Genomic DNA, 13,525 nt, shown 5'->3' on the forward strand with positions numbered 1-13,525 from the left:
AGAGAAGAATCAATTGCTCGACGCAACCACTTTCGATGAGCTCCGGATCGGCCTCGCGACCGCTGACGACATCCGTCGCTGGTCGCACGGCGAGGTCAAGAAGCCCGAGACGATCAACTACCGCACCCTCAAGCCCGAGAAGGACGGTCTGTTCGGTGAGCAGATCTTCGGCCCCTCGCGCGACTGGGAGTGCTCCTGCGGCAAGTACAAGCGCGTGCGCTTCAAGGGCATCGTCTGCGAGCGCTGCGGTGTCGAGGTCACGAAGTCGTCCGTGCGCCGTGAGCGCATGGGCCACATCGAGCTCGCCGCCCCGGTCACGCACATCTGGTACTTCAAGGGCGTGCCCAGCCGCCTGGGCTACCTGCTCGACATGGCGCCGAAGGACCTCGAGAAGGTCATCTACTTCGCCGCGTACATGGTCATCTCGGTCGACGAGGAGGGGCGCCACGCCGACCTCCCCGGACTCGAGAACGAGCTCCGCCTCGAGGTCAAGACCCTCGAGGGCCAGCGCGACTCGATGATCGCCGACCGTCTGCAGCGCCTCGAGGGCGAGCTCGCCGAGCTCGAGGCCGAGGGCGCCAAGGCCGACCAGAAGCGCAAGGTCAAGGACGCCGGCGAGAAGGAGATGTCGCAGATCCGCAAGTCGTTCGACGAGCAGATCGCGCAGCTCGAGCGCGTGTGGGAGGACTTCCGCACCCTCAAGGTCGGCGACCTCAAGCCGGAGGACTCGGTCTTCCAGGAGCTCCAGGACCGCTACGGCCTGTACTTCGAGGCGCACATGGGCGCCGAGGCGATCAAGAAGCGCCTCGAGGCCTTCGACCTCGCCGCCGAGAGCGAGCTGCTCCACGAGCAGATCGCCGGCGGCAAGGGTCAGAAGAAGATCCGTGCGATCAAGCGCCTCAAGGTCGTGAACTCGTTCCTGCAGACGGGCAACTCGCCCGCCGCGATGGTCCTCGACGTCGTCCCGGTGATCCCGCCGGAGCTGCGCCCGATGGTCCAGCTCGACGGCGGCCGCTTCGCCACGAGCGACCTGAACGACCTGTACCGCCGCGTGATCAACCGCAACAACCGCCTGCGCCGCCTTCTCGACCTCGGTGCACCCGAGATCATCGTCAACAACGAGAAGCGCATGCTGCAGGAGGCCGTCGACGCGCTGTTCGACAACGGCCGCCGCGGTCGCCCCGTCACGGGCACCGGCAACCGCGCCCTGAAGTCCCTGAGCGACATGCTCAAGGGAAAGCAGGGTCGCTTCCGCCAGAACCTGCTCGGCAAGCGCGTCGACTACTCGGGCCGCTCGGTCATCGTCGTCGGCCCGCAGCTGAAGCTGCACCAGTGCGGTCTGCCGAAGCTCATGGCGCTCGAGCTGTTCAAGCCCTTCGTCATCAAGCGCCTGATCGACCTGGGCCACGCCCAGAACATCAAGAGCGCCAAGCGCATGGTCGAGCGCTCGCGCCCGCAGGTGTGGGACGTCCTCGAGGAGATCATCCGCGAGCGCCCCGTCCTGCTGAACCGCGCGCCGACCCTGCACCGCCTGGGCATCCAGGCGTTCGAGCCCCAGCTCGTCGAGGGCAAGGCCATCCAGCTGCACCCGCTCGTCTGCGCCGCGTTCAACGCGGACTTCGACGGCGACCAGATGGCCGTGCACCTGCCGCTGTCGGTCGAGGCCCAGGCCGAGGCACGCATCCTCATGCTCGCGTCGAACAACATCCTCAAGCCGTCCGACGGCCGCCCGGTGACGGTTCCCACGCAGGACATGATCATCGGCCTCCACCACCTCACGACCGTCCGCGAGGGCGCCGAGGGCGAGGGCCGTGCCTTCTCCTCGGTCTCCGAGGCGATCATGGCGATGGACCAGCACTCGCTGCACCTCAACGCCACCGTGCGCATCCGCCTCTTCGGCGAGAAGTTCGAGGGCGGCCGCGAGCTGAAGGAGACGACCCTCGGTCGTGCGCTCTTCAACGAGCTCCTGCCCGAGGACTACCCGTTCATGGAGAAGGTCGCCGACAAGGGCGCCATCTCGCAGCTGGTGAACGACCTCGCCGAGCGCTACCCGAAGGTCGTCGTCGCGGCCACCCTCGACAAGGTGAAGGACGCCGGCTTCTACTGGGCGACCCGCTCGGGCGTCACCGTCGCGCTGAGCGACGTGCTCACGCCGCCGCGCAAGAAGGAGATCGTCGCCGACTACGAGAAGAAGGCGGCGAAGATCCAGGTCCAGTTCGAGAAGGGTCTCATCACCGACGAGGAGCGTCGTCGCGAGCTCGTCGCGCTCTGGAGCGAGGGCACCAAGGCGGTCAACGACGAGATGCGGGCGAACTTCCCGACCGACAACACGATCAACCGCATGGTCACCTCGGGCGCCCGAGGCAACTGGCTGCAGGTCGGAAACATCGCCGGTATGCGAGGCCTCGTCTCGAACCCGCGCGGTGAGATCATCGCCCGTCCGATCATCAACTCGTACCGCGAGGGCCTGTCGGTGGCGGAGTACTTCATCGCCACGCACGGTGCCCGCAAGGGTCTCGCCGACACCGCCCTCCGCACGGCCGACTCCGGCTACCTGACGCGTCGACTCGTCGACGTCGCCCAGGACGTCATCATCCGCGAGGACGACTGCGGCACGACGAAGGGCCTCGAGTTCCCGATCGCCCACGAGGTCGACGGCACGTGGGTCCGCGACGAGAACGTCGAGAACCTCGTGTTCGCGCGCACTCTCGCGGCCGACGCCGTCAGCGCCTCGGGCGAGGTCGTCGCGGCGGCCGGCTCCGACGTCGGCGACGTGCTCATCAACGAGCTCGTCGCGGCCGGGGTCGGCACGATCAAGGTCCGCTCGGTCCTGACGTGCGAGTCCGCGGTCGGCGTCTGCGCCGCCTGCTACGGCCGCTCGCTCGCGACCGGTACGCGCGTCGACCTCGGCGAGGCCGTCGGCATCATCGCGGCCCAGTCGATCGGCGAGCCCGGCACGCAGCTCACGATGCGCACCTTCCACACCGGTGGCTCGGCCTCGGCCGACGACATCACGCAGGGTCTTCCCCGCGTGACCGAGCTCTTCGAGGCCCGCACCCCGAAGAGCGCGAGCCCCATCGCCGAGAGCGCCGGTCGCATCGTCGTGGAGGACGCGGAGAAGCAGCGCCGCGTCATCCTCACCCCCGACAACGGGGACGAGGAGGTCGTGTACGTCGTCTCGAAGCGCTCGCAGCTGCTCGTCGAGGACGGCCAGCACGTCGAGCTCGGCCAGCAGATCTTCGAGGGTCCCGTCGACCCGAAGGAGGTCCTGCGGGTCAAGGGCGTGCGCGCCGTGCAGCAGCACCTCGTCGAGGGCGTCCAGGGCGTCTACCGCTCGCAGGGCGTGCCGATCCACGACAAGCACATCGAGGTCATCGTCCGTCAGATGCTCCGCAAGGTGACCGTCGTCGACCACGGCGAGACCGACCTGCTCCCCGGCGAGCTCGTCGACCGCTCGAAGTACAACGACATCAACCGCGCCGCGCTGTCCGAGGGCAAGAAGACCGCCTCGGCCCGCCAGGAGGTCATGGGAATCACCAAGGCCTCGCTCGCGACCGAGTCGTGGCTGTCGGCCGCGTCCTTCCAGGAGACGACCCGCGTGCTCACGCAGGCCGCCATGGAGGGCAAGCGCGACCCGCTGCTTGGCCTCAAGGAGAACGTGATCATCGGAAAGCTGATCCCGGCCGGAACAGGCCTGCCCGCGTACCGGAACGTCTCGGTCGAGGCGACGGAGGAGGCGAAGGCCGAGCGGTACCCCAACCGCATCTTCGCCGACGACTCGTCGTTCAGCGAGGCGGACCTGTCGTTCGTCGACTTCGACTCGTTCTCGAGCGACGACTTCACCCCGGGCACCTACAACTAGGTCGCACCGCACCGCACGAGGGCCCCTGCCGCACGGCAGGGGCCCTCTGCCGTTGCCGGCGCGCGGCGGAAGCTGAGCACTCCGCGCGAAACGGTACGGTGGTGCAGGGCCCGGGGGAGCGCTCCCCATCGACGCGCGCCGACCCGTGCGCTTGGCTGGTCAGTCGTGGGAAGAGGGAGTGCGTGACTGCGATCAAGGCGTCGACCGAGTCGGCCGAGTCCCTCGGCCTGCGCACGGCCCCGGTCGGCCGCCGCGTCGGAGCCTCCGCGATCGACGGGGCGGTCATGCTCCTCGCGGTGAGTCCGGCCGGCGCGGCCGTCGTCGGCATCGCTCTGCGCGCCGTCGACTCGGGGCCCGTGGCCCTTCTCGACCTGTCGAGCACGGAGGTGATCCTCCTCATCGTCGGATCGGCGCTCGCGGGCGCGCTGGCGCTCGGTCAGGTGATCGCGCACGGCCTGCGCGGCCGCACCGCGGGTCGCTGGATGACGGGTATCCGCGCGGTGGCGATCGACGGATGGCGCGCTCCCGGATTCGGACGGGCGCTCCTCCGCGCTGTCGTCCTCGGCGCCGCGGCCACTCTCCTGCCGATCATCGGACCGGCCGTCCTGCTCGCCTCACCCCTGTGGGATGGCGAGAGGCGAGGCCGGGGGCTCCTCGACCGCGTCGCGCGCGAGTGGGCGATCGATTCCCGACGGGGCCTCGACCCGCTCGACAAGGAGGCGATGCGGATCGCTCGTCGCGCGATCCGCGAGGCTCCGCGCCGACGGGTCGGCGACGCCAGACCGCTGCACTCCGGGGACGCCCGCGCGAGCCTGCAGGTGCCCACCGATCGCTCGAGCGCCGGAGTCGTCTCCGCGGGCGCGGGAACCGAGTGGGCGCCCCCCGCCATCATCGCCCCGAGCCCGGCGCATCCTGCTCCTGCTTCCGTCGCCGCGCCGCTCGGCGGCATCCGCCTCCGGTTCGACGACGGCACGAGCCTCGCGCTCGTCGGCCGCGTGCTCATCGGTCGGGCACCGGCGCCCGAGCCGGGGGAGTCGGTCGACGAGCTCATCGCGCTCACCGACCCGAGCATGCAGCTGTCGAAGACGCACGCGCTCTTCGCCCTCGACGGCCCGGGCGCGATCGTCGTCGACCGCGACTCGCGCAACGGCGTCCGCGTGGTGGGGCATGACGGCCGGGGCGAGCTCGTGGCTCCGCGGACGCCCGCTCCGCTCGCCCCCGGGTCGATCGTCGAGCTCGGCGGGCGACGCATCACGATCGAACGGACCGACTCGGCATGAAGCTCAAGCTCTCCCTCCAGCGCCAGGTCGACAATCACGTCGACATCGTCGTCACCGCCGATTCCACCGCGACGGTCGCCGACGTCGCCGCGACCATCGCCGCGGCCGACCCGCTCGCCCACCATCACGCGCGCACCCCCGGGGCCGGGGTCACGCTCTCCGTCGCCCCGCCCGTCGGGGGCGAGCTCGCGCCGCTGCCCGCCGATCAGCTCATCGGCGACGCGCCGATCGGGTCGGGCTTCATCGCGCGGGTCGTGCCCGACACCGCGCACGCCCGCCCGCGGAGGGGAGGCGCGGCCGCCGCGGTGCTCCGCGTGCACTCCGGGCCGGATGCCGGTCGGGAGTTCGCGCTCGCCCCCGGCCACTCGGTGCTCGGCCGCTCCGAGGGAGCGGACGTCCTGCTCGGCGACCCGCTCGTCTCCAAGCGGCACGCGAGGATCGAGGTCGGCCAGAGCGTCGAGCTCGTCGACCTCAACTCCGCCAACGGGCTCGTGCTCGACGGCGGACGGCTGCCTCGCATCCGCGTGCAGCCGCACCACCGCATCCTCATCGGGGACACGGAGATCTCGATCGAGCCGACGGCGTCGGCGACGGCGTCGGCGCCCGCCGTTCTCGAGCGCGGCGGAGCCCTGCTCTTCAACCGCTCCCCGCGGGTCGAGCTCCGCTACCCCGGCACGGAGCACGCCCACCCCGCCATCCCCAGCGAGGCCGATCCGCGCCTGTTCCCGTGGCCGATGCTCGTCGCGCCGATCCTCCTCGGGCTCTCCCTCTTCGCCCTGACCAACCAGCCTCGGGCGCTGTTCATCATCGCGATGACGCCGCTCATGATGCTCGGCAACTTCGTCGGGCAGCGCACGCAGCAGGGCAAGAAGCTCCAGCGCGAGATCGAGATCTTCGAGGAGCAGTTCGACGAGCTCGAGATGAGGCTCGCGGAGGAGGTCGAGGTCGAGCGCGAGCGACGCCACGCCGAGGCGCCCGCGGTCGCCGACGTCTACGACGAGTCCGTCCGGCTCGGCCCGCTTCTCTGGACCCGACGACCCGAGCACTGGAACTTCCTCTCCCTCCGCCTCGGCGTGAGCACGGCGCCGAGCAGGAACACCATCGGGGGCAGGCAGGATCCGAAGGGCATCCCCTCGTTCGTCCGTCGCGTCGACGAGCTGCGCGAACGGCACGAGACGATCGACGACGTTCCGCTCATCGAGCTGCTCACGAACTCGGGAGCCATCGGCATCGCCGGCCCGCAGCACCTCGCGGCCGACGTCGTGCGCGGCCTCGCCGTGCAGCTCTTCGGTCTGCACGCGCCCAACGAGATCGTCACCGCGGCGATGGTCGGCCGGCCCTGGGCCTCCGAGCTCGACTGGATGAAGTGGCTGCCGCACACCTCGAGCCCGCGATCGCCCTTCGCCGACCACGCCCTCGCCGACAGCCCGTCGGCCGCGAGCGCGCTCCTCAACGGACTCGAGGAGGCCATCCTCGAGCGTCTCTCCGGGACGCCCACGCGTCGCGGACCGCTGCGCACCGAGGAGACCGCGAACGCCCTCGGGTCGCGCGTGGGCGAGTCCTCCAGCGCCGCATCCTCGATCGACGGCGACCTCGCGCTCGTCCTGTTCGTCTCGAGCGACGCACCCGTCGATCGCCCCCGCCTCGCGCAGCTCATCGAGCGGGGGCCGGATGCCGGGATCTACACGATCTTCCTCGCCCCCACCGTCGAGTCGCTGCCCGCGACCTGCCGGACCTTCATCGACGCGACCGACGGGCTCGACTCGGCCCGGGTCGGCTACGTCCGAGACGGCGCGGCGTACGAGGGGGTGCGCGTCGAGGGGGTCTCGCGCGAGTACGCGGAGGTCTTCGCCAAGCGCATCGCGCCCGTCATCGACGCGAGCTCGCACGTGCCCGACGCGAGCGACCTTCCGCGCAGCGTGGCGCTCCTGTCGCTCCTGGGACCGGACACCGCGGAGCAGCCCGAGGCGGTCATCGAGCGATGGCGGCAGAACAACTCGGTGCTCGACCGCACGCGCGGGCCGCGCCCGCGGCTCAAGCGCGCGAGCACGCTCACGGCCTTCATCGGGCAGAGCAGCCCCGACGCGATGACCCTCGACCTTCGCACCCAGGGCCCGCACGCGCTCGTCGGCGGCACCACGGGGTCCGGCAAGAGCGAGTTCCTCCAGGCGTGGGTGCTCGGCATGGCCGCGGAGTACAGCCCGGATCGCGTCACCTTCCTGTTCGTCGACTACAAGGGCGGGTCGGCGTTCGCCGACTGCGTCGACCTGCCGCACTGCGTCGGACTCGTCACCGACCTGAGCCCGCACCTCGTCCGCCGGGCCCTCACGAGCCTGCGCGCCGAGCTGCACCATCGCGAGCATCTCTTCAACCGCAAGAAGGCCAAGGATCTCATCGAGCTGGAGAAGCGGCAGGACCCGGATGCTCCGCCCGCGCTCGTCCTCGTCATCGACGAGTTCGCCGCCCTCGCCTCCGACGTGCCCGAGTTCGTCGACGGCGTCGTGGACATCGCCCAGCGGGGCCGCTCCCTCGGGATCCACCTCATCATGGCCACCCAGCGCCCCGCCGGCGTCATCAAGGACAACCTGCGCGCGAACACGAACCTCCGCATCGCCCTGCGGATGGCCGACGGCTCCGACTCCAACGACGTCGTCGGCGACCCGGTCGCCGGGTCCTTCGACCCGTCGATCCCCGGGCGCGGCATCGCGAAGACCGGGCCCGGCCGGCTCGTCCCCTTCCAGTCCGGGTACGCCGGCGGCTGGACGAGCGACGAGCCGGAGCGCGCGACCGTCCGCGTCGCCGAGCTCCGCTTCGGCGCGACGATCGTCTGGGAGGTGGACGGCGACGCGGAGTCCGACACGCACGAGGAGGACCTGGGCCCGAACGACCAGAAGCGTCTCGTCGCGTCGATCATCGGCGCCGCGGAGCGCGCGGCCATCCCCGCACCGCGCCGCCCGTGGCTGCCGGATCTCCCGACGACGGTCGACGTGCTCGCGCTGCCGATGAGCGGCGACGCGAGCATCCCCCTCGGCATCGCCGACCTGCCCGACCGTCAGCTGCAGGAGCCCGTGTTCTTCTCCCCGGACACCGACGGCCACCTCCTCGTCTACGGCACCAGCGGCGCGGGCAAGTCGACGCTGCTCCGCTCGATGGCCCTCGCCGTCGGAGCCCGGCCCGATCGCGGCGCGGCCCACGTGTACGCGATCGACTTCGGGACGGGCTCGCTGCGCTCGCTCGAGACCCTGCCGCACGTCGGCGCGGTCGTCTCCGGGGAGGACGCGGAGCGGGTCCAGCGGCTCCTGCGCATGATCCGGTCGATGCTCGACGACCGCGCGCGACGATTCTCGGCGGTCAACGCCTCGACGCTGAGCGAGTACCGGGCCATCACCGGCGAGCCCGAGCCGCGCATCCTTCTCATCATCGACGGGTTCGGCACCTTCAAGCAGGAGTGGGATGCGGGCGCCGCCCGCTCGCCGTTATACGCGATCTTCATGCGCGTGCTCGGCGAGGGCCGCCCGCTCGGCGTGCACGCCATCGCGACGGCCGATCGGTACGGGTCGGTGCCGACGGCGGTGAGCGCGAACGTCTCGCGGCGCATCGTGCTGCGCATGGCGGACGAGAACTCCTACGGCATGCTCGGGGCGGCGAAGGATGTCCTGAGCGAGCGGAGCGCGCCCGGCCGGGCCGTGGTCGACGGCTTCGAGACCCAGCTCGCGTCGATCGGGGGCACGACGAACGTCGCCGAGCAGACCGCGGCCCTCGACCGGGCGGCCGAGCGGCTCGTCGCGACGGGCGCGGCGACGGCTCCCGGGATCGGCGCGCTGCCGACCCGCCTTCTCCCGTCCGAGCTGCCGGCGAGCATCGATGGTCAGCCGGTCATCGGCATCGCGGACGACTCGCTCGCCCCGCGGACCTTCGAGCCCATCGGGTCGTTCGTCGTCGCGGGGCCTCCGCGCAGCGGGAAGACGACCGCGCTGCGCTGGCTCGTCCGCAGCGTCGCCGCGCTCGACCCGGACGCGGAGTTCTTCCACATCGGCGGTCGTCGTGCCGGTCTCCGCGATGAGCGGCCCTGGCGGCGCGCGGCCTCGAGCGTCGAGGACGTCCGCGCGCTCGCGAAGGAGCTCGCCCCGATCGTGGCGGACGAGTCGCTCTCGCGACGCATCGTGATCGTCGCCGAGAGCATCGCTGAGTACTCCGACACCGACGCCGAGCGGCCGCTCCGCGAGCTCCTGCAGGCGATCAACCGCAGCGAGCACGTGCTCTTCGGTGACGGCGATGTGAACCAGCTCTCCTCCGGTTTCGGTCTCGTCGGCGAGCTCAAGGCCGGCCGCCGGGGCATCGTCCTCAAGCCGGACACCTACGACGGCGAGGCGATCTTCAAGCTCGCGTTCCCGCGCGTCCAGCGCCACGAGTTCCCCGAGGGGCGGGGCATGCTCGTCGAGAACGGTCGCGCCGTGATCGTGCAGCTGCCGATCGTGGGCGAGGAGGCGTGAGGGCTCCCGCTCTGGGGAGCGCTCCCCATCGCGCGGACGCGGGGGCTCTGTCTACCCTGAGGGGAACTCGAAGGAAGGGGCTCCGATGAGCGGGCACGACATCGATCTGAACTATGAGCACCTGCTCGAGCTCGCCACCGGGCTCGAGGTCATCCTCACCGAGTTCCAGGACGCGGCCAGCGCCGCCGAGGCGGCCGAGTCCGCGATCGGCCGCCCGCACGATCGCGGCGAGCTGAAGAACGCGGTCGAGGACTTCGAGGAGAACTGGAACGACAACCGCGAGAAGATCGCGGAGAACCTCCAGGCCGTCCTCGACCACCTGAAGAACGTCATCGACGGGTTCAGTGAGACCGACGCCGCTCTCGCGGCCCCGGCCGACGCGCCGACCGCGTCGTAACGAGGAGCGATCATGGCATTCAGAGAGACGACCGGCGACTTCCTCCTCCGCTCCCCCGGGCAGCGCCGGTGCCTCACGGTCGAGGGCGACGCGCAGGCGATCATCGATGCGGGGATGCGCTACTCGCGTCTCGGCCAGCTGATGGAGAAGGCGGCGCGCGAGCTCGAGAGGATCGCGGACGGCGACAAGTCCTACCGGGCCCTCGCGCTCGACGAGATCCGCGAGTCGGCACGGACGGCAGCGCGCGATCTGGAGAAGGTCGCCCGGCGCTACACGACGAGCGACGGGTCGGTCGGCACCGGCCGAGCGCTGCTGAACTACGGGCAGGCGCTCGCGACCGTCCAGGGCATCGTCACGCCCGATCTGGTCGCGAGCATCTCCACGGCCGACACGGTCAGGAACCAGGCCAGCGCTCGACTCGACGAGGCCCGCGGCGAGGTCAGGGACCTCGAGACGACGCGCTTCTGGGAGGACGAGGCGACCGACGCCGAGAAGCAGCAGGCGGAGGCGGAGTTCGATGCGGCCGACGGGGCGTTCGACGACGCCGAGCAGGAGCTCACCGCCCTGTGGGGCACCTTCGACGGCGCCGTCAGCGTCTGGGAGGAGGCGTACGACACCGCCGTGAGCCGCATCACGACGGCGATCGAGGTCTCCGACGTGAACGACTCGCGCTGGGACGACTTCCTCGACGGCCTCGCCGATCTGGCGGGCTTCGTCGGGCTCGTGCTCACGGTCGCGGCGATCATCGTGGGCGCGCCGTGGATGATCGCCGCGGCGGCGATCGCGGGTCTCATCGTCCTGGCCGCGCAGCTCATCCTGTACATGAACGGCTCCGGACGGGTGTCGACGATCGACCTCGCCCTCAGCGCGCTCGCCGTGATCCCCTTCGGGAAGGCGTTCGCCGGCGCCGTGCGCGCAGGCTCGGGCGCCGGGGCGGCCACGCGGGCCGCGCTGGGTCTCGGCGACGACTCCGCCCGCGCCATCGCGAGCGGCAGGAACGCCCTGACCCTCGACCTGCGCACCTGGCCGTCGCGCGCCTCGACCGCGGCCGCCGCGGGCAACCGCGCCTCCCGCTCGTCGACCGCCGGCGCGCTCGCCGACGACTTCATCGAATCCGCCGGCGCTCAGGGCCTTCCCCGCATGTGGGCGGCGATCCGGTCGGGAGGCTCGGCGACCGATGCGCAGCTCCTGCGCCTGACGAGCGGCATCCGCGGCGGCTCCTGGGCGGCCGGCGGCGAGGCGGGCCAGCGGTCGCTCAGCTGGGCGGCGTCGAACGCGACCGGCAGGGGCGACCAGGTCCTCAACGTGGTCAACGCCGGCGTCACCGCCTACCAGGCTCCCGAGACCGTCTCCTCGATGGCGGGCCGCACCGGGCGTCTCGATTGAGCGCCGAGCGGATGCCCGACCTGCGCTCCGAACTCGGCGTCGCGCCGCCGCCGGCGCGCTATCGCATCCTCTGCCCTCCCGGCTGGCGCCGCGTCAGCCCGGAGGAGCTCATCGGGGAGGAGGCGACGTCCCGCTTCCGAGCCGAGGCGGCCCGCGCGGGCCGTACCGATCTGCTGAGGGAGCTCGACACGATGCTCGACAGCGCGCGGACGGCGCTGCGGACGCACGGGGTCACCGAGGTGTACGTCGCCCCCTCCGATGAGGAGGGAGTGCGGCCCCCCGCCACCCTCAGCGTCGCTCCGCTCGCGCTGCCGGCGGGCACGACGCTCGAGCAGGCCCTCGCCCGCATCGCGCGCGGGCGCCCCGTGATCGAGCTCGAGGGCGCGCGCGAGCGCCTCCACGTCATCGAGCACGAGCGGCGGCACGGCGACGCCGACGAGCTCGTCGAGCGGACGCTGCTGGCGATCGCTCCCGTCCCGGCCTCGGACGACCGACGCGCGATCGTGCTGACCTTCACCGCCCTCGGCGCGACCCGCGGCGGTTCGGCGGGGGCGGCCGAGGCCGAGGAGGAGGACGCGATCGAGACCCTGCTCGACATCGGCCGGATCATGCTCGTCACCTTCCGCTGGAGCCCGTCGTGAGGATCTTCCCCGTCCACTTCGACGCCGACGTCTGGATCGCCGTGCCGGTCCGCTACCCCGACCGGCACGGCGCGACGCCCGCGGAGTGGGCGGACCGTGTCGCCGGCGAGCTCACGCGCGGCAGGCCTCTCGCGGCCGAGCAGGCGATCGAGATCGCGCCGCTGGCCCGAGCCGTCGCCGAGTTCGACCGCTCGGGCGTCTCCGCTCGGCTGTGGCACTACCCGATCGACGGGCGACCGGGCGGGTGGGTCGACATCGCCGCTGAGCGGGTCGCCGGCGGCGCGAGCGCGGCGTCGCTGATCCCCGAACCGAGAGGCGCCATCGTCGACCCCGTCACGGTGGATCTCATGATCGAACCCTTCGACTCGGTCGTCCGCCGACTGAGCCTGCGCGCGGTCGGCGGCGTCGATGCGGCGGACGACGCGGACGCCGGGGTCCTCGCCTCCGCGGAGTGGGTCGCGGTCCGCGACGACTGGGCGGTGCTCGCGCTGAGCGACGACGCCGATCCCGCAGCTCTCAGCGCCCGCGTCGACGCCATCGAGGAGCTGCTCGCGGGCATCGAGCCGTGGGCGCACCAGGACGAGCTGGAGTGAGCGAGCCCGATCGGGGCGCCGTCGCCTCCCTCGTCGATGCGATTCCGCGCGGCGGATCCCTCCGCGCTGCGGCCGACTCGCTGCACCTCGCCGCGCTCGCCGTCGTGGCGCGCGACGATGCGGAGGAGCTCCGGGCCGTCGCGATCGACGAGCACCGCCGCGAACGCGACCCCGCGGCCGGGACCGCCCGATCCGCACCTCCCGCGCTCTCGATCGCGTCGAGCATCCTCGCCGCGGTCGCCATCGGCGTCGTCGCCGCGTGGCGGGGTGATCTCGTGATCGACGACGTGCGCACGGCTGCGCCGATCTCCGCCGCGACGGCCGCCCTCGCCCTGCTGCTCGCCGTGGTCGCCGAGGGCGACCGCGAGCGTCGACCGCCGGCCGACTACCCGCACGTCGGGGCCGCCCTGCATGCGACGTGGGCCGCCGCCTGGCTCATCGCCGCCGTCCTGATCGCCGTTCGCGCGGGGGAGTCGCCCTTCGATTCCGCCGCTCTTCTCCCGCCGATCGTGATTCTCGTCAGTGCCGCGCTCGCGTCCGCGTCGCTCGCTCTGGGGGCCCGGGCGCGCGACCGTCATCGCCGCGCGCGTCGAGCGGTCGTGCGAGCGACCGCACCGCGTGCGCGCAGCGGCCCCGCCGATCTCGGGAGGGGCGTCGTCGCCGAGACTCGCGCCTCCGCCGTGCTCCTCGCGCTCAGCCCGGCCGACCGCGACCGCCTCCTGGACCTGGAGCTCGCGGCCATCCGCGCGGTCGCCGATCGTGACGGGGCGGATGCGACCGAGGCGTCCCGGGCGGAGGTCGACGCCCGCCTGCGACTCGCGCGGCGCCCCCCGCTGCTCGGGCCGGCACCCGATCGGCGTCGGGGCCGGTGAC

8 protein-coding genes are annotated in these 13,525 nt (G+C 72.0%); all 8 read left to right on the forward strand.

Going from position 1 to position 13,525, the window contains the following annotated elements; translation table 11 throughout:
- The first annotated feature begins 13 nt into the window (after nt 1–13).
- The 8 genes from rpoC (at nt 14) to ASC54_RS03945 (ending at nt 13,524) form a co-directional block, all read left to right on the forward strand.
- Nucleotides 14–3,862, forward strand: a complete 3,849-nt coding sequence (gene rpoC / locus ASC54_RS03910) for a DNA-directed RNA polymerase subunit beta' (RefSeq protein WP_055857322.1) — start codon at nt 14–16, stop codon at nt 3,860–3,862.
- A gap of 182 nt (nt 3,863–4,044) precedes the next feature.
- Entirely contained in the window at nt 4,045–5,142 is a 1,098-nt protein-coding gene (locus ASC54_RS03915) for an RDD family protein (protein WP_055896826.1), read from the forward strand.
- Nucleotides 5,139–9,635 (forward strand): FtsK/SpoIIIE domain-containing protein, encoded by a 4,497-nt coding sequence (locus ASC54_RS03920; RefSeq protein WP_055896829.1) that lies wholly within the window; start codon nt 5,139–5,141, stop codon nt 9,633–9,635. The genes ASC54_RS03915 and ASC54_RS03920 overlap by 4 nt, the downstream gene beginning before the upstream one ends.
- A gap of 85 nt (nt 9,636–9,720) precedes the next feature.
- Entirely contained in the window at nt 9,721–10,032 is a 312-nt protein-coding gene (locus ASC54_RS03925) for a hypothetical protein (protein ID WP_055857316.1), read from the forward strand.
- 12 nt (nt 10,033–10,044) lie between these two features.
- Complete coding sequence (locus tag ASC54_RS03930; protein ID WP_055896831.1) at nt 10,045–11,418, forward strand: hypothetical protein; 1,374 nt, start codon at nt 10,045–10,047, stop codon at nt 11,416–11,418.
- 11 nt (nt 11,419–11,429) lie between these two features.
- Nucleotides 11,430–12,059, forward strand: coding sequence for a hypothetical protein (locus ASC54_RS03935; protein ID WP_055896833.1), 630 nt, complete (start codon nt 11,430–11,432; stop codon nt 12,057–12,059).
- Complete coding sequence (locus ASC54_RS03940; RefSeq protein ID WP_055857309.1) at nt 12,056–12,652, forward strand: hypothetical protein; 597 nt, start codon at nt 12,056–12,058, stop codon at nt 12,650–12,652. The genes ASC54_RS03935 and ASC54_RS03940 overlap by 4 nt, the downstream gene beginning before the upstream one ends.
- Nucleotides 12,649–13,524 carry a hypothetical protein gene (locus ASC54_RS03945; RefSeq protein ID WP_055896834.1) on the forward strand — a complete coding sequence of 292 codons (876 nt, stop codon included), beginning with the start codon at nt 12,649–12,651 and terminating at the stop codon, nt 13,522–13,524. The genes ASC54_RS03940 and ASC54_RS03945 overlap by 4 nt, the downstream gene beginning before the upstream one ends.
- Nucleotide 13,525 lies beyond the last annotated feature (1 nt).

The organism is Yonghaparkia sp. Root332 (assembly GCF_001425665.1).
GTDB lineage: Bacteria > Actinomycetota > Actinomycetes > Actinomycetales > Microbacteriaceae > Microcella.